The organism is Mesorhizobium sp. WSM4844 (genome assembly GCF_055811775.1).
This window is the reverse complement of sequence record NZ_JBVVQB010000062.1, coordinates 20,620-39,547: the sequence shown is the minus strand read 5'-3', so window position 1 is coordinate 39,547 and position 18,928 is coordinate 20,620. Positions and strand designations below refer to the sequence as shown.

Genomic DNA, 18,928 nt, shown 5'->3' with positions numbered 1-18,928 from the left:
TGGCACACTCGGCATCGTCGACGACGACAGCGTCTCGCTGTCGAACCTGCAAAGGCAGGTGATCCACGGCACCGGCGGGGTGGGGAGGGGCAAGACCGCCCCCGCCCCCGGGGCGCGGGCGGAACGGACTGACCGGGGTCAGCGCCAGCAGCGGCGCGTCGAGCGGCAGGATCGGTCCGTGCGCGGAAAGGTTGTAGGCGGTCGAGCCGGCCGGCGTCGCGACCATCACACCGTCGCAGTTCAATTCCTCCAGCCGCACTTGCCCGTCCACGGTGATACGGATCTTGGCCGTCTGGTAGGACTGGCGCCATAGCGCAACCTCGTTGATCGCCAACGCCGAGATCGTTTCGCCCTCAGCGGTGACCGCCTGCATCTCCAGCGGACGGATCGTTTCGGCAACGGCCGTGGCGATGCGCCCGGTCAAACCGCTGGCGCGGTATTCGTTCATCAGGAAGCCGATGGTGCCACGGTTCATGCCGTAGACCTTTTTTCCCGTGCTCATCGTGTCGCGCAAGGTCTGCAACAGGAAACCGTCGCCGCCCAGCGCCACGACGATCTCTGCATCCTCGATGGGTGCCTGGCCATAGCGCGCCGAAAGGCTCTCCAGCGCCGCCTTGGCGTCGGCGGTATCGGACGAGACGAAAGCGAAGCGGCTGGCGGCTTTGTTCATGGCTCCCCAATGGCGAGTGTTGATGGCGACCGGTCGGTGGCGACCGGTTTGCTTGGGCCGCGCCAGCGCCGGGTTAGCATGGGCTGGCAGATCTGCAAAGCGAGACATCTGGCGCCGCTTGATACAGCGCCGGGAGGAGCCGCCGGCCTGCTGCTCGCGCATCGTGTCGAGTGACAAGCGAATGTGATGGTTAAGACGGGAATTAAACTCTCGTAAAGCCGGATCGACCATGTTAGCCGGCAGTGGATGGGCGGCGTGGGGGCCAGCTAGTCGGACCGATTTATTGCCGGTAACACGCCTGATTGTCATCGTCCTGATGTTGGGAAGTTTCGCGCTTGCCTTTGCCCAACTGGTGCGCCAGTCGGAACAGACGAGTTTGCGACCCCAACCAACGGCTTCACGCTGCGGCGATGCCGCCGGCACGCCGTGCCCGCAACGGGCGTTGTGAATTCGCCAGGCACTTCCCGTGATACGAGAGGCGGTGCTTAGCGCGCCTGCAGCAGATGGCAGCCGGCCTGCCGCTTTTGTGCGAGATACTCGTCGATAAGCTGGCGGTAGCGCACCTTGCCGAAGCTCGGGAAGTGGCCGCCATGCACGACCGCAACATCGAGCTCGCGCATCCGCAGCAGCGTCTCGACATAGTCGTCGACAGCGGAATGATAAACATCGTCGATCAGCGGGCCGTCATAGACGATGTCGCCGGAAAGCAGGATGCCGGTCTTCCTCTCGTAGAGCGCGATGCCGCCGGGTGAATGGCCCGGCGTGTGGATCACCTCGAAGGCACGGTCGCCGAGATCGACGAAATCGCCTTCTCCAAGCAGACGATCGGCCGGCGCCGGCCGGATCAGGTAGCGCGTGGCATCCCAGCCCTGCGGCATTCCGTCGAACATGGCGTCGGTCGCGTAGCGGTCGGCGACCGTCCATTCATTGCGCGGGTCGGCGAGGATTTCTGCTTCGGCCGCATGCACGCAACGGTCCGGAAATTCGTGATGGCAGCCGATATGGTCGAAATGCGTGTGGCTGGCCACGCAAACGAGTTTTCGCTCCGTCACCAGCGGGACGTGGCGCCGCAGGCTGAAATGGCCGAGGCCGGTGTCGAACAGAAGATCGCGATCGCGGCCGCGCACATGCCAGATGTTGCAGCGAAAGAACGGCTTGATCCACGGCTCGTGGATCAGCGTCACGCCATCGCCCATACGGATGGCTTCATACCAGTTTGGTGCGTCGATGATCGGAAGCGTGCCCATTGGCTCAGCTCGCCAGAAGGATGACATCGCCAGCCTCGCACGAAACCGCAGAGATGTCGCCCGGCTGGACGACCGTTGCTGCGGGAACCCTGGCGATGAAGTGCAGCGCCGGGTCTTTCTCGGAGACAGCCAGCACGCGTTTGAAGCTGCCTTGAAACACCACGTCGCTCACCTTGGCCGTGCCGAGGCTTACCGCGCCGCCTGTCGCGCCGAGGACAAGGTGCTCCGGACGGACGGCGAGGGCGACAGAAGCGCCAGCAGGCACTGTGCCGGGCAGGGAAAGCGGTCCGACCTGGGTCGCGACAGTGATTGTTCCGTCCTTCGTCGCAGTCACCGTTCCCGATATCAGCGTGCTCTCACCCATGAAGGTTGCGGAAAAGCGCGTCGCCGGCCGCGCATAGACGCGCTCCGGCGGACCTTCGTCCTCGATGCGCCCGTCATTCATCACCACGCAATGGTCGGCCAGTGCCATCGCCTCTTCCTGATCGTGGGTGACATGGATGAAGGCGGTGCCGACGCGTTTTTGGATCGCTTTCAACTCGTCCTGCATCTGCCGGCGCAATTTTAGGTCGAGCGCGCCGAGCGGTTCGTCGAGCAGCAGCACCGCAGGCTCGACGACAAGGGCGCGGGCCAGCGCGACGCGCTGCCGCTGGCCGCCGGAAAGCTGGTGCGGCTTCTTGTCGAAGGCGGTGGCCAGCCCGACCAGCGCCAGCGCCTCGCGCGCCCGCGTGGTCCGTGTCGCGGCATCGACGCCTTGCATGCGCAGGCCGAAGCCGACATTGCTGCCGACGCTCATATGCGGGAACAGTGCATAGTCTTGGAACACCGTCGTCGTCGGGCGCTTCGCCGGCGGCACCGCGGTGCAGTCCTCGCCGCGGATCAGCACCTTGCCTTGGCTCGGCGTGACGAAGCCGCCGAGAATGGACAAAAGCGTCGTCTTGCCGGAGCCCGACGGCCCGAGCAGGATCGTGTAGCTGCCCGGCTCGATTTGCAGCGAGACGTTCCTCAGCACGGTGTGCTGGCCGAAGCGGTGCGAGACAGCGCGGACATCGACCAGTGGCGCGGTCATGCCGGCTTCCTCCGCAACAGCATCAGCTCAAAAAACACCACCAGCACGATGGAGACGGCGAAGACCAGCGAGCCGACGGCGTTGGTCTTGGGATTGAGGCCCGAGCGCAGCAGGTTCCAGATCTCGACCGGCAGCGTCGTGTCGAAGCGCGTCAGCAGGAACGAGATCACGAATTCGTCCCAGGAGAAGGTCATCGACAGGAAGAAACCGGCGAAGATCGCCGGCGCCATGACAGGCACGGTGATCAGCAGCAGCACCTTCCATTCGGGCGCACCGAGGTCGCGCGCGGCACGCTCGATGTTGATCTGGTGGTCGCCCATCTGGCTGTAGATGATGGCAAAGCAGAGCGGCAGGTTGATCACGACATGGCCGATGCCGGCAGCAAGCAGCGACTTCGGTATGCCGGCCCAGTTGAACAGCACCAGCAGCCCCATGCCGATGATGAGATAGCTCACGGTCAGCGGCAGCGTGATCAGCCCGCGCAGCAGGGCCGACCCCGGCAGGACGAAACGCGCAAAACCCCAGGCTGAGAGGAAACCGAGCGTGACGGCGGCAGCCGAGGAGAGGACCGCGACTAGAAGCGAATTGACCAGCGCCGAGGTCAGCCGCGTGTCGGCGAGCACGGCGTCGTACCAGCGCAGCGACGGTCCGGTGAATGGCGGGATCGGAAACGACGTCGCCTGCAGCGAAAACAGCACCAGCACGACCACCGGCAGGAAGATGAAGCCATAGATGGCGATGGCGTAAAACCAGGAGACGATGCGGACAAGCGCGCGCACGGTCAGGCCCGCTCGATCTTGAGCCAGCGGGCGCAGGCGAGATAGGCAATGGTGACGACCGCCATCAGGATAATCGACAGCGCCGAGGCGAGTGGAAAGTCGCCGCGCCGGCCGATCTGCATCATCACCAGCTGCGGCATCAAAAGCTCGTTGTTGCCGCCGAGGATCTGCGGCGTGATGTAGTCGCCGATGCACAGCACGAAGGTGAGGAAGGCGCCGACCATGATGCCGGGCAAGGTCAGCGGCAGGACGACATGCAGGAACGTGCGCACCGGCCCGGCGCCGAGATCGGCGGCTGCCTTGCGGTAGCTCGGGCTGAGCTGCTTCAGATTGGCGAAGATCGTCAGCGTCAAAAGCATGACGAAGAAATGCACGAAGCCGGTGACCGTGGCCAGCCGCGTGTTGGCGAGCTGCAGCGGCTCGCTGAACAGGCCGGAGCCGGTCAGCGCGCGGTTGATCACGCCGTTCTGCGCCAGCACCAGCAGCCAGGAATAGGAGCGCACGACATAGGAGGTCCAGAACGGCAGCACCGCCAGCATCAGCGCCAGCCGCTGCCAGCGTTCCGGCACCTGTTCGGCTAGAATCCAGGCGAAGGGGTAGGCGAGCAGCACCGAGATTACTGTGACGATTGCTGTAACCTGCAGCGAATTCACCATCGCCTGCCAATAGGCCGGATTGGTGAAGAACTGGCTGTAGTTGGCGAGCGTAAAGCCGCTGCCGTCATGCGCCGTCAGGCTGGAAAACCCCATGGCGACGAACGGCAGCACGAAGAACAGCAGCGTCCAGCCGAGCGCCGGCGTGACCAGCGCCCAGGGCAGGGCACGGCCCGCCCGGGGCAGGGCGCGGCCCGCCCGGGGCAGGGCACGCCCGCTGTTCGTGGCAGAGTTCACGACCGGCGACCGGTCACTGCGCCTGCAGCATTTCGGTCCAGACGTCCTGCATCTTCTTGTCGAGATCGGGATCCGGCGCCGGGTAGGGCTGGGCGCGGGCGAGGAAATCCGGCTGCTCGTCGAAGCGCAGGATCTTCTTCTGCTCATCGGTCAGAGCCGCCTTGGTATTCGCCGGCATGCCCCAATAGCATGCAGAGGTGGCAAGCCGCGCCTGGCCTTCAGGGCTCATGATGTATTGGATGAATTTTAGCGCCGTGTCCTTGTTTTTGGAATCCTTGAACATGGCCAGCGACTGCGACCACAGCACAGCACCTTCTCTGGGAATCGAGAAGTCGAGGGCAGGGTTCTCCTTGGCCAGCCCGGCCGTCACCCATTCGCCGCCGCCGACGAGAATGTCGACCTCGCCGGTCGCCAGCGCGGTCTGGCTGGCGGTCACTTCGCCGACCAGCTTGGCATTGGCCTTCATCTTGAGCAGCTCTTGCTTGATGGCCGGAAGGTCGGCTTCGGTGAGCTCGGCGGTCTTCTTGCCGATCGCCAGCGCCGCCATGCCGATGACCGGCAGGTAATAGTCGTAAATGGCGATTTTGCCCTTGTATTTGTCGCCGGTCAGCGCGGCCAGCGACTGCATGTCGGCCGGATCGACCTTGGTCTTGTTGTAGCCGATGGTGTTGTAGCCGAACTTTTCGGTGATGCCGTAGCGCTTGCCGTCGACCACGGTGGAGCTGTCCATCTTCACCTGGGGAAAGAGGTCGGACAGCGGCAGCTTGTCTTCCGGCAGCGGTTCGAACAGGCCCTTTTCGACGCCGCGCGGTATGTCGATGCTGTCGATCACCATCACGTCCCAGTCGCCGGGCTGCGACTGCTCGACAATGGCCATGCCGGCGCCGGTGCCTTCGAATTCCTTGACATTGACCTTGACGTCATTCGCCTCCTCGAAAGGCGCCAGCAGCGCCGGGTCGGCGTGATCGCACCAGATCAAGGCGTTGAGATCAGCAGCGTGAGCGAGGCTGCCCGTCGCCAGCAGCAGCGCTGTCGCCGCACACGCGGCGTGGAGGTGGCTCTTCAGAACCGAAAGCGGCTTCCTGGTCGTTGGATTCGGGGTGTTTGGATGGATGGTCATCGAGTGTTCTCCCTTGCCTTTCTGGCTTCTGGCAAAAAATTGAACCAATTCTAAAATTGAGTCAATTCTGTTTTTATGGCAGATAGCCGACATGAACGGATTGCGGGCAAGGCAAAAGGCGGATCGGCATCGCCGGATCATCGAGGCGGCGGCGGCGCTTTTTCGCGACACCGGCTATGAAGGCGCCAAGATCGAGACGATCGCGGCGCAGGCGGAAGTCTCGGTCGGCACGATTTATAACTATTACCAGAACAAGGGCGACATCCTCGGCGCCATCGTCTCGATGGAGGTCAACGAGGTGCTCAATGCTGGGCAGGGCGTCCTTGCCAACCCGCCGGCCAATGTCGGCGATGCGCTCGACACGCTGCTCGGCATCTATATCGAGCATTCGCTGCATTACCTCAGCAAGGAGATGTGGCGGCAGGCGATGGCGATCTCGACGCAACTGCCCGACAGCCCGTTCGGCCAGGCTTACACGGCGCTCGACCGGGCGCTGACCGAGCAGATCCGCGCGCTGATCGCCCGGCTGCAGGCGATCGGCCTGGTCCGCCGCGATATTGACGGGCAGGCGCTCGGCGAACTGGTGTTCAACAACATGAACATGATGTTCATCGAGTTCGTCAAGCGCGACGGGGCGAGGATTGCCGAACTGCGCGCCGCGATACGAAGGCAGAACCGGATTCTGGTGGCGGCGATCGCGGCGTGAGGGCTCCCGATGGGATTTCTGGTGGCCCGGACGCCGCTAAGCCGCAATCGCGCCGGTTCAATTTCGCTGGTGGGAGCACTTCCGCTGTTGACTACATCGGCGGTGTTCTACCGAGCATGCCTGGGTGGCCGCGCACGTGGAAACGGCACGACGGTCAGTGGCGCCTTACGGAATTCCGCGATGGCTATTTCTTCAATCAGCAAGTCGAGTGCCTCGCTGACGCGCTGGCTGGTTTCGTCCATGCCGCAGAGCCGGTTTTGGGCACACTCCAAGAGCTCGCGCGCTGCAGCGAAGTCGCTTCGCATGACACCACCCGTTGTTTAGCCCACCGCCCGGACATTGTCGGCGCGCTAAATTGAGCGATTGCTAATATACACAGGGGCATTTTAATCGAATGGCATTAAATGGCCGGGAGCAGGAGATGCCGGCCGGTCCGCATCGCCCTGCTGCATCCCGTTGGTTCTGATGCCCCGGACCGGAGGCATGGGCGCTTTGCTTTGCGAAACGCGGGGGATTAGTCCTGATACGATCTTGGGCGGCTTAGAAATTCCCTGGCGGCAGCGATCTGGCGTCGATGCTCGCGAAGGAAGGCCAGGCTGAAACAGATCGAAAAGGCCAATCCCGCAAGGGCTATCGTTGCTTGCGAGGTCGGATCGGGATCGGTAATCATCAGAAAGCGGAAACCGAACCCGAGCGCGAGGGCAGCAAGACCACCATACATGCCGCCGATAAACGGTGCGATCGTGCGTTTCTGCTCCAACGGCGACTCCTATGGTTTCCACAAGGGGAATACCTGTGGTCCGCTAGCGAATATATGCGTTGAAGCTGACGGGCTACGGCCCCGGCCTGTGGAAATCGGGGATGAGCAGATTTCGCCCGACCCTGGCACGTAATCACAAGAAGCCGGTTTCTTACTGGTGCCCCCGGACGGCGTCTGTTTTCAATAGCGATAGATGTAAGCCGGCCTCCTGAAGCCGCGCTTGCACTTCACCTCTTCCTTGTATTCATCGCCCTCCCACTTGCGCTCAATCTTGCAATTGCCGCGCCGAAATTCTTTTTTGTAGCTGTAGCGTTCGCGCTTCCGCTCATAATCATCTTCGTCTTGGTAGCGGCCCTGCCATTTGCCATGACCGCTCTCGTCCTTCCACGGATCGGCAGCGGCCATGCTGATGCATCCGGCCATTGCAATGCCGGCCATGAGGGTGACGAGCACCTTCATAAGCGATCCTCCTTTTGCTGGTCTCCGCAACTGATTGAAACTCCGTCGAAGACTTTCTGTTGCGTGGGCCGCTTTGCAGAGTGTGGACGGCCGTCAACGTTTTCATCAAGCCCGGAAGCGCATCCCGCCGGGCCCGATATCCGATGTCACAATCAGCCGCCGTTAGCAGGTGCTGCCGGGGCAGGTGCTGCCGGAGCGGGTGCTGCCGGAGCGGGTGCTGCCGGCTCCGGAGCGGGCGCGGCTGGGGCAGGTGCGCTCGGCTCAGCCGGAGCGGACGCAGCTGGCGCTTCGACGTTGGGCGCTTCGACCGTAGGCGCTTCAACCTTTACGTCGACGTCCTTTCCGGTGCCCCCGCCGTTGATGTTGATAACGCCGGTGAACAACAGCAGGATCACGATTGCGATAATAGCGAGAACGACGGCGACAGCGGTGCCGGCGCCATTTCCGCCTGAGTTAACAACGGTGGGACCGTCAGCCATGACTATCTCCTATTCTCAATTATCACTGGTCGGCAACGGGACCGGCGGGCACTTAGTTCCGGCGCCGGGCTATGGTCCATGACGCAGTAAGACTGAAGTCTGTGCGTTAAAGACAGAGGGCTGAGGCTGGCAACCAAGATCTTGGCAAGGGATTGGTATTTGGCCGCCGAGCAAAGTCCCTTCATCGGTGGTTCCGGGTGCCCGCTGTATACTCATCGGCGGGCACCCGATATGACACCTAACGGCGGAGAGAACTGTGACCCTTATCCAGAGCAAACAGAATGCCGATGCGGTCGCAAGCCGACCCGCCAATGACAATCAAACTCCTGACCCAACAGATTTCTCGGCGGTTGATCTTGTTTCATCGAGCGACGACGACGTCGTTGCAATCGTCAGGCGAACAGAGCGCCTGGCCCTCGCCGTGATTATAGTAATGGCGATCTTCCTGATCTTTGCACCGGTATTCTTCATTGCCATGATGTATGGGATCTAGAGGTCCCGATTAGCCCTCGCCCCCCTTGCGCAGCGCGGCAAAATCCGAAAGGCCGGCCTCATTCAAGACGACAGGCTTTGGTGCCCCCGGACGGAATCGAACCGCCGACCTTCGGTTTACAAATTTTGTGCTAGCACATCCCGACGGATAACGGTCGATAACTCGCGCGGCCATAACAGCTATCAAAATCAGCATATTAACTGCAATGTGATGCTGATTTGCGTAACGCTCGATAGCATGCAATAACGTGCAAAAGTTTACCCCGACCGTTACCCGGAGCTGAAACCAATGCTCGGACCGATCCCTGCGCAGCACCGCAAAGCCGCTTCGTTCATCAGCAATTTGAAACTCGCGTCGACGCGGCGAGAGATACCCGACGATGCCCAAGCTGGGCTTTATTTAGTCCAGCAACCGAGCGGTGCTTTATCGTGGGCAGTGCGAACCAAGATCGACGGGAAGGCAGCGAAAGTCACCATTGGCCGCTACGACGAAATCGGCGTTGCCGACGATCGCATTGGGACGCTCATTTCGCCAACCCAAGCGTTGAACGTCACCCAAGCTCGCATCATCGCGTCACGCGTCCGCAACGACGCGCGGCGCGGGAGTGATCCGCGTCAACAGAAGGTCGACAATACGGGCTTGGCCACTTGGTTCGATGATTTCATCAAGACGGCGCGCGCAAGCGGCTTCAAGGGCAGGGCGGTCAAGGGGTCGACAGCGGACGAGTACGAGAGGATCATCGCAACCAACGTCAAGCCGCACTGGGCTCACGTCACCGACATCAGGACCATCGATTACCGCGAGGTAGAAAAGCTCTTAGACAAGCTGACGCCCGGCGCTCGCCGCAACGCGTTCGCTGTCCTTTCCGCATTCTTCCGTTGGAAGCCAGTTGCACGAGCAATGGGGCGCAACGTCATCGAGCTTGCTGAAGCGCCGGCAAAGCCGGAGAGCCGTGACCGCGTTCTGTCGCACAACGAAATCAAGACCGTTTGGAAGGCTGCGGAGAAATGCGGCTATCCATTCGGGCCGATGGTGCAATTGCTCTTGTTCACAGGCCAGCGCCGCGACGAAATAGCCCAACTCAAATGGTCCGAAATGGCTGACGATCCGGACGCGATCAAGCTTGAAGCATCACGAACTAAGAATTCCCGACCCCACATCGTGCCTATAGCGCCGCTGACGAAGAAGATCATTGAGGCATTGCCTAGGATCGTGGATGCGAACGGGAAGCCTTCTGAGTACGTCTTCACAACGACCGCCACGACGCCATTCAGCGGCTTTAGTAACGGCAAGAAGGCGCTGGACAAGCATTGTGGCGAACCGGCTTTGCCTGAATGGCATCTGCACGACTTGCGCCGTACCTGTGCAACGGAACTCGCGAAGCTTGGCGTCAAGCAGGAAGTGACCGAAGCAATCCTAAACCACAAGACAGGAAAAGTGAGCGGCGTTGCCGCAATCTATAACCGCTACGAGTATCAAGAGGAAAAGCGCGTTGCTTTGGAACAATGGGCGAACCGTATGCAAGCGATCACCGCAGATAATGTGACAATATTGAAAAAGTCCGCCTAGATCAGGAAGCGATATGGGCTGCATTTCTCAGCTAGGGACGACAGCTCGGCCGATATCAGCCCGCGTTCTCAACGTTCGGGCTTCTGTAGGCATGCCAAACGGCGGGCTCATTTGGCCTGGCGTCATTATGATCACGGCTGTTCCCGACGCGGGCGCACTCTTCCATGACAGCTACTTGCCTTCGCTCAGCCTCTCTCTTGAAGTGAAGACCGCAATTTTCAGACATGCTTCCGCGCGCGGAAGCCCAACGGTTTAAGCATTTCATTTCACGCTGGAAGAGAAGTCGGACAGGTTTTGGCCGGTGCGAAGCTGAGACATGGGAGCACTTATGGGGCAATGACAGAGGCTCTTGGGCAGTACGAAATCGGCTCTGATACTGGTGTGCTGGTTTGTGCGTTTGCGCTATTCTTCAGCGGGATCGGTCGTTTGTAAGCTTAGTCCCTGGATCCAGCGCGCGCGTTTACTCCGGCGTTCGTGTATCGCCAAAAACAGGGATCGTCCGCTATTCACCAAGGCGAGTGCGTCACTGGTAAAGAGCGGGGAAACACGAAGCCACGCTGTCCAGCGTGGCTCGCCGCGGACCTTGTCGATGAGTCCCATGCCTGAAGGGGGATTGTAGATAGGGATCTGCTTGCCGCGATATAAGCGAAACTTAGGCGAGCCACGCTCGTCTCGCGCCTGCACATCTTTGACCATTGCCTCGTTGCGCCGCAGGTCCGAATTCGAACCATATATCGTCAACTCATAAGCTTCGCCCGCCCGTCGTTCTGGATATGTCGCCACGCCGCCGAATGTCAGTTGGATTGTAGTCCGATAAAGTGGGGAGTCATCATCCAAATCCCAAGCATATTGAGGCTGATATATACCGGGTTCGATGCGAGTTTCGACGCTCGCCTCGCAGTGCTCCACTTTGATGCCGAGATGCGTATGTTCCTCTTCGGAAGGGTGCTTCCTCCTACGTGGCACCGGATCGTTCACCTTGCGAATGATTACAGTCGCCCGGTCGATCCTAATCCCGATGTGGTCCTTCTGAAGGCAAAATGTCGCGCTGCAGATTTATCCGGTCAGTTTTCCCCCATGTCCGGTGCCGCAGACCTGCCCGTTCAGTCTGAGAACAGGGAATTCGCGGTAGAGTCCGCTAGCGCCCGCGGATAGGTATTCGACGGGTATTCGAGCGGCAACTCATCACCCACGTGAAGCACGGTGAGATCCTCGTCGCGGATACCTCGGAAGTCATACGTCAGCGGCCGTCAGAGACGGCTCATCAAGACTGCCGGCGGTAGGCTCTCATAACCTCAATCCGAATTAACCAAGCCTGCGCCTTAGATGCGCTTTCTGCACGGGGAGGGGCTTCATTACTACACCCACGTGTCGCGATCTGCCGGGTCGTCAGCCAAGGCCAGGCGCCAAGATAGATCAGCACCGACGCTGACAACCCATTTTGTTCTTTTTCGGCTGGCTGTCATCACGGGCGGGCGTGTAAAGAGCAACCTCCGTACCAAGGTCACAGTCCACCACGAGTTTGGCGGGCATGGCGGCGATGCTGGACGCTGGCTGTTCATGAAGCGCCATATGCTGACTATCCGTCACGTTCAACTCCGAATGTCGCGTTTCACGCATCACTCACTCACTGGATGAAAGGCCCCCGCGCGCAACAAGTCTCAGAGCTGGGAGGAAAACCGTTGCGGCGACAATTTACGAAGTGCTCCTAGGTTCGCTGAACCTGAAAAGTGGAACACGGGCGGAACGACATGCCTAAAACGGCCTGGTACGAAGCGCTCTTTTCCCGGATTTCCAAAGGGTTCAGCGGGGGGCCGGTTGTTTACACCGAAGATTGTCGGCGGTTCGAGCCCGTCATCGCCCACCATTTAACTGATTGAAACTGTTGCAGCTTATGACTTTCGATTAGGCCGGTTTCAGTTAACTCAAACTGGCAACAGCCGGGCGCCGCTGTACATGACATGGCGTAGGGTCGTGCGAGTTGGAGGCAACGTCGCAAGAAGACGTGGGAATGACAATGGTTCGTTGTGCCGCCTTGCCGCTTACAGTTTGGCGGGCGGAATTATGAGCGAAGCCGTAGGACCCGAGAAGCGTCGCGAACCTGATGCTCGATGAGGCGGTCCGAGTTGAGATCAACGTGACGGACCTTGCTCTTCAGAAACATGACTATTGCTCGCGCCATCGCGCCCTACCGCATCTCATCGGCAAACTGGGACAAGGAAGAAAAAGGTGGCCACTCGCCTGATCAGCCGGTGATCCGAGCTAAGAGCTTGGGAAACAGAACCAAACTGGACAGCTCGACGCACCCGCCGACAAGCGGTTTCTCGATCTCGTTGAAGATGCCTCTTTCATCCACGTTTGATCGGCGCCCACTCTTTCCTGAACATCTCGCTATCGTCAGAACAACGCCAAGCGTCACTCGCGCCGTACTAATCGGAGCAGTCGAACCAGTTGGTGAGCATCCACCAACTCAATGGGTGCGCTGTTCAGGCCGGCCAAACCAGCGATACCAACCTGATCAGTTACGAGGGTGATTGTCTCGTGGCTCGTCAGAAGTTCGACAATGGGAGCGAACAGGGACGTTGACTGCCCCAGCTTTTCCACTGCGATCCACTCCCGCAAATGCCCGCGCTTGACTCTTCCCCTGACAACATTGTCGATGAGGAAGAAGTCTAGGTCGTCATACTCAGGAGCATCGACCAGGCTCCAGAACCAGGCACTCTCAAGGATTGATGACATAGATGCCGAGACATCGAGTGCGATTGCGCAACTGGTTGTTAGTGCCGTGCTGGCAGTAGCGTAGCTTACCGGTTCGCCCACGATGCTGCGTACCAATTGGCGAAATGTCGCCTTTGCTGCCGGAACATCTGGGTTGAAGTGCCCCAAGACGATGCAGCGGTCCTTGTCTGCGCCCCAAAGCCCAGCATAGTCACCCGTGGCCGGACCATAGTTTACCAGCACGATCTTGCCCTGCGGGTGTGCTTTGGCGTAGTCGACGAGCGCCGCTCCAAAATTTGTGGTCGACTCTCTCTTGTAGTGCTTTACCTCAACCACGAGCACACACGTGGCGTCCGTGGTATCGCGCGTCCAGATGCCGAAGTCCGGTTGCGCAGCGTTCTTCCGAGACTTGCCGACCGGGTTACTGAGCGGACTCCTACGTTCCGCGTAGAGGCTGAGCATCGGGCGTGAGCTTCCAATGTCTGCCAGCCGCGTCTCGGTGAAGGCAAAGCGAAGCGCTCCATCGTCATGATTGATCGTGACGTCGTGGTCTTCGAGGGCATCCATGATCTGCGTCGCTACCCAGACACCGTAAAACTCGTACCGTCGTTTCCATGCGGGAAGAGAAAGGATCCGCTCGAGGAATTTGACGTCAATCGTCGAGCTGAAACGTCTGCGCCCAAACGGGGCATAGGTCCGTGTGAGTTCGGCGCCGAAGGCCGCTTTAGTGTCATCTCGCTCCGCGAGCAGATTGGCCAGATACAGAACTTCGGAACGAAGCCAGTAGTCAGTTTCAGACTGAGCGATGGTCCAAGGATGAAAAGCGTCGGATGGGTCCGAGCGATGCGACCGGGAACGATGCTCTTCCAACATTGCGTCCCGGGACAGGCCACGCTCGCGTATAACGTGCAAGGCCGCCATGATCACTTTGGCCGCTTCGTCCAATCCGGGCGGTTGGATTTCTGGAGATAAGCTCCGCGGGAGCGGCAGATAGTACCCGGCGTGATAAGCAGCGAACCATTCATCCACGTCTGGCACACCAATCACGTAGGGACCGCCCGCTGCCGTTTTCCTCGTGCGCCAGTAATCATAGTCGCCTAGCTTCAGCCGCGCGTCGTTCAGCGCGAAGGCGGCTGCCTCGCTGAGAGCTGGAACATCAATATCGAAGTCGATCGAATTCCACGCTTCCAAAAACTCTTCAAAATGCTTGAATTCGGCTAGCTCGTCGCCGACGCTGACTCTCCATTGGGCCTGGCCATAGCGTGCGCCCGCCTTCTCAAAGAAAGCGAGGATGTCACGAAACATTTGGGCGAACGGTTGGATCGTTGCCAGAAGGGCCGTCACGAACTGAGCAACTGGCGTCTTGGTCAATGCCTGTTCCAGACTCTCGGCGCCCGGATCGATCCGCTGCTTGAGCTGTGTAACCAGGTCTTCGTCGCGGTCGGTCGGTTCCAGGCCGCCGATTGACGCCAATGCCCGCCAAGCGCTCTGACTATCGCGATAGATCTCCGCGTCGCTCATTTCGCATACCTCTCGAGGACAGTTGCGTCAGCGCCGCGAAAGCGAGTCCTTCCGAATGACATCGGCGGGCGATTGTGATGATCATCTATTGTCCGTCATCTTGGTCACGGCGTAGAAGTTGGCCCCAAGACGTAGCGTCAGCTCCCGCTGCAGAAGGGCGTGTGGTTGCTGAAGGCCCCGGCCCGTAGCTGGGACCTCGCAAGATGTCGGCCGCAATACAGATTGCCTCCCATTGGATCCCTTCCGGCCTCAAACTGAGAACCTTGTTCCCCGTCGGAGCCCAAAGCGCATTTAGCCCGAGTGCCAGCCCTACTTGACGCTAAATCCCTTCTGCTCCAGCTGAAAGAGGGTGTAATAGCACTGCCCCGCACGGCAGACACATCCTGTTCCGCAAGACGTTCCATCTATTTTTCCGGCACATGGATTTAGGTTAGCGACCAGAGTGTCGAGCGGAAAATAAGCCCTCCCGTTGATCTTTACGCCCAGTTTTTTGTCCAGGGAAAGCCCTGCTCCGTCGACGCCATTCTTTTCATCTTCGCCCATCTACAAATCCCTTTCTATCTTGCCTGGCTGCTAATCGACGCAGCCGTTGCTCCAGCGGTGAGGGCCGCGTCGTGTTGAACTCGCGCTTGTAACGTAAGTTCGGCCGGCCCCGCACGACTCGCCGCCTTTGCAAGGGGCCCCAACGTAACAATAACGGTGCTCGTCCTCACGCGGCTCGCGCCCAGGAATGGGCCGCTCGGATTTGCGGTGAACTTAGTGAGCTTCCATGTGGGCGTAACATTTCCAGTACGAGTGGCAACAAATGTAAGCGTCTCCTGGAATACGCTGAACTGCGGATAGTCGATGGTCTTGGTCGTCGCTACGCCCCCGCCCGCAATCGTTGCCTTGTCGTAGATAAACTCGTCGATCTTCAAATCGCTCTCGACTCTCGCACCCGGCGCGAGAACCGAACAATCGAGACTGCCACGCGCTTTGCGTGTGGCCAGCGCATCCTCCAGAAGAACTGCATTCTCGAGGGTGAACGTTATCGCCTCATTTCTAGTTGCCTTCTCTGACGAACTCAAACCGGCCCCAAGAGTGAACAACTTGGATGCCCCAAACGGATCAGAGTATGTCAATCCTGGGCTTAGATTGGATGACTCCTCCCAGATCAAATTGAGGGAGACCGTGGTACCATAGCCAGCAATCCAAGGAATATCGCCGGTATTGACGGCATCGTAGATTCCCTTCGTGATCTCACAGCGAATATTGGCAATCACGTTGCTTTCGAACTTGCCGCTTCGGGAACGACCCTGCGCATCCACCGCGTTCGCGTAAAACAGCTCTTTCTGAGGCACGTTCAGGCCGCACCCCGCCATAAAAAACGGCATCACAGCCAAGCATGAGGCCGCTGAAATCCTATTGCGCAAAACTGTCCCTCCCGTGCCATCAATTTATAAAATTGTCTTCGTCGTCAGAACCGAGGTCAGCATTGACCTCGGGGCACTTTGGCCGCCAACCGTAGAGTGCATGAAGAATGTCTTTGCGGGTCGAATCCCGGCCGGGTTCGCCAAGTTAGGAATCTGAAGATCTGATGCGGAAATATGAGTCGCAAGTTCAGGATGCTTGGGCCGAACGCTCAATAGCGACGAATCCGTAAAGGCAGAGAAGCAGCCCGGCACCTCTGTTCTGAGAGAAGATCGATTCCCGGCGTCCTTTTTGGACATTGTTCCCCCAACGCGCTGCCACAATACAGTCAAAATGCGACCTTGAACACTACTATATTATCTGGGTTCGGTTAATGCTCGATCCGGTTCAACAGTTCGCTGCTATGTCGCGGGCTTTAGAAGAATTCTCACTTGAACGGCACTGCGGTTGCACCGCGCGCCGACGCATCACCGATTTCGAACGATTGCTCCGAAGGGAGAGGTCACGGGGACTTCGGCTCACTCTAGAACAGGAACCTATCGCTCCATCACGAATTGAGTCGCATTCGCTCAGTTGGTTGCGTGCAAGACCTGCGATTTGAAAAACCTGTGCATGTGGCGCTCGGCGGCAGCGCAACCTGGTGTGGCCAATCGCGGTCGATAACCGATGGCGTTGGTGAGCCCCGACTGCGTTTGACCACTATTCGAAATGCTGATCATGCAGAGGTCCTGAAGGCCTTCATCGCCGACCGTGCGAAGAACACTGTGAGTCCTGGCTCAACGAAGCCTCGTGTTTGAATTTTGAAAGACGAATGCCCGAATGACATTCGATATTCAGAACCTCGCGACGTCCTGCGGAAGGCGGCAAAAGCGGAAATTCTGCCTCGGTTCGGCCGGCTCGGCGAGGGTGATATTCGTACGAAGATCGAGGCGACGGAGTTGGTAACAGAAGGGGAGAAGACCGCGGAGCGGTTCCTGAAATGCGCGTGCGCCGAAATCGTCCCGAGGCGCTATTCATCGGCGAGGAATTGGCGGCGGCCAATCCCACCTGGATTGGCTTCTACTGGAACCTGGATGGCTTCATCGTCACCTGCGGTCTAGACCACTTTGGTGGCCCGGCAAGACGACGACGCGAACCGTCATATCCGCGAAAGACAGCCCCTTCGAGGAAGAATAGGGGATCTCTGCTTATCTTTTTTCAGAAGATGTGCAAATGTTGGTGCACGACAACGACAACGCCAACGCCTCGACGCGCAGGCTTAACACCGGTTCTGACTGGATGAAAAGCACATGCCGCTACTGTACAAGTACCGTGCATTCTCAAATCAGGAACAGCAGGAACGACTATTTTCCACGCTGAAAGGTGAATCATTTTGGTTTGCGAGCGCGAGTGAGGTCAACGATCCGTTTGAGTTTAGGTGCGCGGTGGACTTTGGTGGGAACCTGGAGCAAACGTCTGAGGCGTTTGCTTGGATCGAACGTATGCTGAACCCTTTTGCCACTGAGGATCAGGCATTAGCGAAAGCAAGAGATGTAGTCGCGAGAGTCCCACGGACGAAGCTAAGAGAGCGGCAGTGGGAATTTTCCTTCAATCTGTGGCGCCAGTTGGCTTCATCAGTCACGCTGTGCTGCTTCGCGGGCACGGCGGTTAGCACGTTGATGTGGTCGCACTATGCAGGAGGTCACAGCGGGGTTGCCATCGAAGTCGAGCCAATCGGTCTCGAGCATCTCGTGTTCCCAGTCGTGTACAGCGACGAGATTCCGAGCATTTCGCCTATCGCGTTGGTTGATGTTGAGGCCGCAATGAAGGGCTCACTCTTCGACGTTCTATTCTTGCGAAAGGCAAAATGCTGGGAGTACGAGCGCGAATACCGGATTATGCGAACTATTCCTCACGCGCATGCCGACTCATTTAAGCGCGGTTCAATCAAGCGAGTCGTCATTGGTTGCTCGATGCCGCAAGAATCCAGGCAGCGCCTCCTTCAGTGGATGAAGGCGAATACGCCTCACATCGGGGTTGCGATCGCGCTTCCCTCTGAGGCTCATGCGTACACACTTGAAGTTGCCGAGGCATAGAGCACGCCATTAGAATTCTTCGGTAAGCATGAGGAGGGATTGATGGAACCGTACCAAACTTCGGGATCATTCAGTAGAGGCGATCAACTGCGGCATCTCATGTCGATACCCAAATCGACTCTTTCCACGCAGGAGGCCGAATGCCGCTCCATTGCTCAAAAGGCAATGGACAAATATGGCACTCTGCCTCCGACCAAGAGCTTCGAGCTTTATCTCGTCCAAGGAGATAGCGATACCGCTGGGAGGCTCTGCGAGTGACGCCCGCGTCATCTTTCCTCCTGAATTCATGTTCGTGCCGGATGTCGGCTTGGAATCGCTCGTCGGCGTTGACGTTTTCTGGAATCCTGTCGGCTATGGCGACCCGCGTTTCCAGACCTCTCGAAAAGTGTGCTGCGCAGCATCACGTCGAGAGACAGCAGCCACATCATCTACCCCAACATCACGGGAAGCATCATGATCGGATTCAAGGAGGGCGTTTCTGACAGTGAAGTTCGCAAGCACCTGGAAGCAGCGGGACTGCACAATGTCAGGGCTCAGATTGGTTCTGGACCGCTGAGTGCCAGCCATTCATCGAGCCAAGTATTTGCACCGGCCTCGAAAAGAGCATTCCATTCGTGAAGTATGCTGAACCAAACTCATTGCAACGTCTCGTTGATTTTGGGCCCGGTTGGTCTTGGCACGCGACTGATTTAGGATTGAGGCGATGGATTTGAGTAAAATGTCCTTTTCAGGGCTTTCTAAGCGGTGACTTGGATGATGCGCTCGTTCAAACGATAGAAGAAGTCTTCTAAACCGCAGTTCGAGCCGCTGTTTTTCTGCAAGGCAGAGAGAACCGCTGCCCGAGCCGGCCTATGCAAAACATTGATCAGCATGATCATCGAGGCTGAATTGCCAAGCCACCATCTGCAGCACCATTGGCAGGACATAGCCAATTCAAATTCATGCGCTTGATATCAGACAGAA

The 18,928-nt window shown here is 58.8% G+C and carries 19 protein-coding genes and 1 pseudogene; 5 read left to right on the top strand and 15 right to left on the bottom strand.

The features are described 5' to 3' along the window. Positions 1-160 precede the first annotated feature (160 nt). The 6 genes and pseudogenes from AC0L2A_RS30810 to AC0L2A_RS30785 form a co-directional block, all read right to left on the bottom strand. Positions 161-670, bottom strand: a pseudogene (locus AC0L2A_RS30810) (NAD kinase); the annotation flags it as partial. Between the two features lie 485 nt (positions 671-1,155). After that, positions 1,156-1,917 carry an MBL fold metallo-hydrolase gene (locus AC0L2A_RS30805; RefSeq protein ID WP_473611996.1) on the bottom strand — a complete coding sequence of 254 codons (762 nt, stop codon included), beginning with the start codon at positions 1,915-1,917 and terminating at the stop codon, positions 1,156-1,158. 4 nt (positions 1,918-1,921) lie between these two features. Further along, positions 1,922-2,986: an ABC transporter ATP-binding protein gene (locus AC0L2A_RS30800; protein ID WP_473611995.1), complete on the bottom strand. Its 1,065-nt coding sequence runs from the start codon at positions 2,984-2,986 to the stop codon at positions 1,922-1,924. Beyond that, the gene (locus tag AC0L2A_RS30795) at positions 2,983-3,765 is read right to left on the bottom strand and encodes an ABC transporter permease (RefSeq protein WP_473611994.1); all 783 of its coding nucleotides are present in this window, start codon (positions 3,763-3,765) and stop codon (positions 2,983-2,985) included. Before AC0L2A_RS30795 ends, AC0L2A_RS30800 begins: the two co-directional genes overlap by 4 nt. Positions 3,766-3,767: 2 nt before the next feature. Continuing rightward, the gene (locus tag AC0L2A_RS30790; RefSeq protein WP_473611993.1) at positions 3,768-4,655 is read right to left on the bottom strand and encodes an ABC transporter permease; all 888 of its coding nucleotides are present in this window, start codon (positions 4,653-4,655) and stop codon (positions 3,768-3,770) included. Between the two features lie 13 nt (positions 4,656-4,668). Then, positions 4,669-5,775, bottom strand: coding sequence for a polyamine ABC transporter substrate-binding protein (locus tag AC0L2A_RS30785; RefSeq protein ID WP_473611991.1), 1,107 nt, complete (start codon positions 5,773-5,775; stop codon positions 4,669-4,671). 91 nt (positions 5,776-5,866) lie between these two features. On the opposite strand from AC0L2A_RS30785, the gene AC0L2A_RS30780 reads away from it, so the two are divergent. Next, the gene (locus AC0L2A_RS30780) at positions 5,867-6,481 is read left to right on the top strand and encodes a TetR/AcrR family transcriptional regulator (RefSeq protein ID WP_473611990.1); all 615 of its coding nucleotides are present in this window, start codon (positions 5,867-5,869) and stop codon (positions 6,479-6,481) included. 514 nt (positions 6,482-6,995) lie between these two features. Here AC0L2A_RS30780 and AC0L2A_RS30775 read toward each other — a convergent pair. The 3 genes from AC0L2A_RS30775 to AC0L2A_RS30765 form a co-directional block, all read right to left on the bottom strand. Then, positions 6,996-7,241 (bottom strand): hypothetical protein, encoded by a 246-nt coding sequence (locus tag AC0L2A_RS30775; protein ID WP_473611989.1) that lies wholly within the window; start codon positions 7,239-7,241, stop codon positions 6,996-6,998. A gap of 180 nt (positions 7,242-7,421) precedes the next feature. Further along, positions 7,422-7,700 carry a hypothetical protein gene (locus tag AC0L2A_RS30770; protein WP_023798136.1) on the bottom strand — a complete coding sequence of 93 codons (279 nt, stop codon included), beginning with the start codon at positions 7,698-7,700 and terminating at the stop codon, positions 7,422-7,424. Positions 7,701-7,852: 152 nt separating this feature from the next. Next, entirely contained in the window at positions 7,853-8,179 is a 327-nt protein-coding gene (locus AC0L2A_RS30765) for a hypothetical protein (protein WP_473611987.1), read from the bottom strand. A 256-nt stretch (positions 8,180-8,435) separates the two neighbouring features. Between AC0L2A_RS30765 and AC0L2A_RS30760 the strand changes: the two genes are divergently transcribed. After that, positions 8,436-8,672 carry a hypothetical protein gene (locus AC0L2A_RS30760; RefSeq protein ID WP_091591229.1) on the top strand — a complete coding sequence of 79 codons (237 nt, stop codon included), beginning with the start codon at positions 8,436-8,438 and terminating at the stop codon, positions 8,670-8,672. 288 nt (positions 8,673-8,960) lie between these two features. Further along, positions 8,961-10,241 carry a tyrosine-type recombinase/integrase gene (locus AC0L2A_RS30755; RefSeq protein WP_473611986.1) on the top strand — a complete coding sequence of 427 codons (1,281 nt, stop codon included), beginning with the start codon at positions 8,961-8,963 and terminating at the stop codon, positions 10,239-10,241. 402 nt (positions 10,242-10,643) lie between these two features. On the opposite strand, the gene AC0L2A_RS30750 is transcribed toward AC0L2A_RS30755, so the two are convergent. The 5 genes from AC0L2A_RS30750 to AC0L2A_RS30730 form a co-directional block, all read right to left on the bottom strand. Beyond that, on the bottom strand, positions 10,644-11,219 hold the full coding sequence (locus AC0L2A_RS30750) for a hypothetical protein (protein WP_473611984.1): 576 nt from the start codon (positions 11,217-11,219) through the stop codon (positions 10,644-10,646). Positions 11,220-11,657: 438 nt separating this feature from the next. Continuing rightward, positions 11,658-11,861, bottom strand: coding sequence for a hypothetical protein (locus tag AC0L2A_RS30745; protein WP_473611983.1), 204 nt, complete (start codon positions 11,859-11,861; stop codon positions 11,658-11,660). A 795-nt stretch (positions 11,862-12,656) separates the two neighbouring features. Next, positions 12,657-14,480 (bottom strand): hypothetical protein, encoded by a 1,824-nt coding sequence (locus tag AC0L2A_RS30740; protein WP_473611982.1) that lies wholly within the window; start codon positions 14,478-14,480, stop codon positions 12,657-12,659. 309 nt (positions 14,481-14,789) lie between these two features. Continuing rightward, positions 14,790-15,023 carry a hypothetical protein gene (locus AC0L2A_RS30735; protein WP_292599385.1) on the bottom strand — a complete coding sequence of 78 codons (234 nt, stop codon included), beginning with the start codon at positions 15,021-15,023 and terminating at the stop codon, positions 14,790-14,792. A 14-nt stretch (positions 15,024-15,037) separates the two neighbouring features. Next, entirely contained in the window at positions 15,038-15,862 is an 825-nt protein-coding gene (locus tag AC0L2A_RS30730; protein ID WP_473611980.1) for a hypothetical protein, read from the bottom strand. 1,317 nt (positions 15,863-17,179) lie between these two features. Between AC0L2A_RS30730 and AC0L2A_RS30725 the strand changes: the two genes are divergently transcribed. Both AC0L2A_RS30725 and AC0L2A_RS30720 read left to right on the top strand, forming a co-directional pair. Further along, positions 17,180-17,965 (top strand): DUF2971 domain-containing protein, encoded by a 786-nt coding sequence (locus tag AC0L2A_RS30725; RefSeq protein WP_473611979.1) that lies wholly within the window; start codon positions 17,180-17,182, stop codon positions 17,963-17,965. A 453-nt stretch (positions 17,966-18,418) separates the two neighbouring features. Continuing rightward, the gene (locus tag AC0L2A_RS30720; protein WP_473611978.1) at positions 18,419-18,583 is read left to right on the top strand and encodes a hypothetical protein; all 165 of its coding nucleotides are present in this window, start codon (positions 18,419-18,421) and stop codon (positions 18,581-18,583) included. 119 nt (positions 18,584-18,702) lie between these two features. On the opposite strand, the gene AC0L2A_RS30715 is transcribed toward AC0L2A_RS30720, so the two are convergent. Then, positions 18,703-18,843, bottom strand: coding sequence for a hypothetical protein (locus AC0L2A_RS30715; protein ID WP_473611976.1), 141 nt, complete (start codon positions 18,841-18,843; stop codon positions 18,703-18,705). Positions 18,844-18,928 lie beyond the last annotated feature (85 nt).

Excerpts from the sequence above, each read along its gene's own strand:
- AC0L2A_RS30745 (WP_473611983.1), bottom strand. The coding sequence starts at position 11,861 with ATGCGTGAAACGCGACATTCGGAGTTGAACGTGACGGATAGTCAGCAT.
- AC0L2A_RS30735 (WP_292599385.1), bottom strand. The coding sequence starts at position 15,023 with ATGGGCGAAGATGAAAAGAATGGCGTCGACGGAGCAGGGCTTTCCCTG.
- AC0L2A_RS30715 (WP_473611976.1), bottom strand. The coding sequence starts at position 18,843 with ATGATCATGCTGATCAATGTTTTGCATAGGCCGGCTCGGGCAGCGGTT.
- AC0L2A_RS30720 (WP_473611978.1), top strand. The coding sequence starts at position 18,419 with ATGATCGGATTCAAGGAGGGCGTTTCTGACAGTGAAGTTCGCAAGCAC.
- AC0L2A_RS30770 (WP_023798136.1), bottom strand. The coding sequence starts at position 7,700 with ATGAAGGTGCTCGTCACCCTCATGGCCGGCATTGCAATGGCCGGATGC.
- AC0L2A_RS30725 (WP_473611979.1), top strand. The coding sequence starts at position 17,180 with ATGCCGCTACTGTACAAGTACCGTGCATTCTCAAATCAGGAACAGCAG.
- AC0L2A_RS30805 (WP_473611996.1), bottom strand. The coding sequence starts at position 1,917 with ATGGGCACGCTTCCGATCATCGACGCACCAAACTGGTATGAAGCCATC.
- AC0L2A_RS30765 (WP_473611987.1), bottom strand. The coding sequence starts at position 8,179 with ATGGCTGACGGTCCCACCGTTGTTAACTCAGGCGGAAATGGCGCCGGC.
- AC0L2A_RS30780 (WP_473611990.1), top strand. The coding sequence starts at position 5,867 with ATGAACGGATTGCGGGCAAGGCAAAAGGCGGATCGGCATCGCCGGATC.
- AC0L2A_RS30800 (WP_473611995.1), bottom strand. The coding sequence starts at position 2,986 with ATGACCGCGCCACTGGTCGATGTCCGCGCTGTCTCGCACCGCTTCGGC.
- AC0L2A_RS30755 (WP_473611986.1), top strand. The coding sequence starts at position 8,961 with ATGCTCGGACCGATCCCTGCGCAGCACCGCAAAGCCGCTTCGTTCATC.
- AC0L2A_RS30740 (WP_473611982.1), bottom strand. The coding sequence starts at position 14,480 with ATGAGCGACGCGGAGATCTATCGCGATAGTCAGAGCGCTTGGCGGGCA.
- AC0L2A_RS30785 (WP_473611991.1), bottom strand. The coding sequence starts at position 5,775 with ATGACCATCCATCCAAACACCCCGAATCCAACGACCAGGAAGCCGCTT.